Annotated in this window: 2 protein-coding genes and 1 pseudogene; 1 reads left to right on the top strand and 2 read right to left on the bottom strand. The window is 54.9% G+C overall.

The features are described 5' to 3' along the window. Positions 1-110: 110 nt before the first annotated feature. Entirely contained in the window at positions 111-398 is a 288-nt protein-coding gene (locus HT737_RS30210) for an addiction module antidote protein (RefSeq protein WP_007943750.1), read from the bottom strand. Beyond that, the gene (locus HT737_RS30205) at positions 395-700 is read right to left on the bottom strand and encodes a type II toxin-antitoxin system RelE/ParE family toxin (RefSeq protein ID WP_041074898.1); all 306 of its coding nucleotides are present in this window, start codon (positions 698-700) and stop codon (positions 395-397) included. The genes HT737_RS30210 and HT737_RS30205 overlap by 4 nt, the downstream gene beginning before the upstream one ends. A 117-nt stretch (positions 701-817) precedes the next feature. On the opposite strand from HT737_RS30205, the pseudogene HT737_RS32470 reads away from it, so the two are divergent. Continuing rightward, a pseudogene (locus HT737_RS32470) lies at positions 818-943 on the top strand (excinuclease); the annotation flags it as partial.

The following is a 943-nucleotide window of genomic DNA, read 5'->3' as shown; positions in this document are numbered from 1 at the left end:
GGTCTGGTGGTGTCGAGCGTGGCGTTGCGTGGGGATTTGGCCCACGTCGATTGATTGACAGTAGAAACGACAGAGGGCGCCTTGCGGCGCCCTTTGCTATTCAGTTCAGCTCAAGTGCTGGCATGTAACTTCAAGCCCAACGCCTTCACCACTTTCAGAATCGTTCCAAACTCAGGATTTCCTTCACCTGAAAGTGCACGGTAGAGACTTTCTCGAGACAGCCCGGCGTCACGTGCGACTTGGGTCATGCCTCGCGCTCTCGCAATGGTGCCCAGTGCCTTGGCGATAAAGGCAGGATCATCTCCAGCCTCCTCCATGCAGGCATCCAGATAATTGGCCATGTCCTCTTCTGTCTTGAGGTACTCGGCTGAGTCCCAACGAGTGAATTGTTCGGTCATGGGTTTTGCTCCTGCCAAGACTCCGCGATGAGCCTGGCTTGCTTGATATCTCGGGGTTGGCTGCTCTTGTCTCCACCACAAAGGAGGATGACCACTTGCCGACCTTGTTGCATGAAATAGACTCGATATCCGGGGCCATAGTCAATTCTGACTTCGCTGAGCCCCTCACCGACGGCTTTGACATCACCAAAATTCCCATCGGCCATACGATCAATGCGCACCTGAATACGCATCCTGGCGCGGCTGTCAGCCAGCTTCAAAAGCCAGCTGGAGAATGTTGAACTTCGAATGATCTCAGGCATGACCGAGAGTGTAGCCCTTGAGCTACACATGTACCAGACGGTTTTTTCTGCACCGACGTACGGTGTCTACACTCCATAAATCGTTGAATGCTGACTCGCAAAGTCAAGGAGATGACCATGCAAGTGAAAGCCCTGATCGCCGCCGCACTCCTCGGGCTATTGCCCAGCGCCAGCCACGCCACCAACCTGATGTACATGCCGTTCGAAACCGTGCTCTCGGATGCGATTCGCGCCGGACGGCTG

The sequence above is a fragment of the Pseudomonas sp. MD195_PC81_125 genome (assembly GCF_014060985.1).
GTDB lineage: Bacteria > Pseudomonadota > Gammaproteobacteria > Pseudomonadales > Pseudomonadaceae > Aquipseudomonas > Aquipseudomonas parakoreensis.
Note: the sequence above shows the minus strand (reverse complement) of the source record. Positions and strands in the feature narration are given on the sequence as shown.

Bases quoted from the DNA above. Each gene is read 5' to 3' on its own strand.
- HT737_RS30210 (WP_007943750.1), bottom strand. From the start codon at position 398: ATGACCGAACAATTCACTCGTTGGGACTCAGCCGAGTACCTCAAGACA.
- HT737_RS30205 (WP_041074898.1), bottom strand. From the start codon at position 700: ATGCCTGAGATCATTCGAAGTTCAACATTCTCCAGCTGGCTTTTGAAG.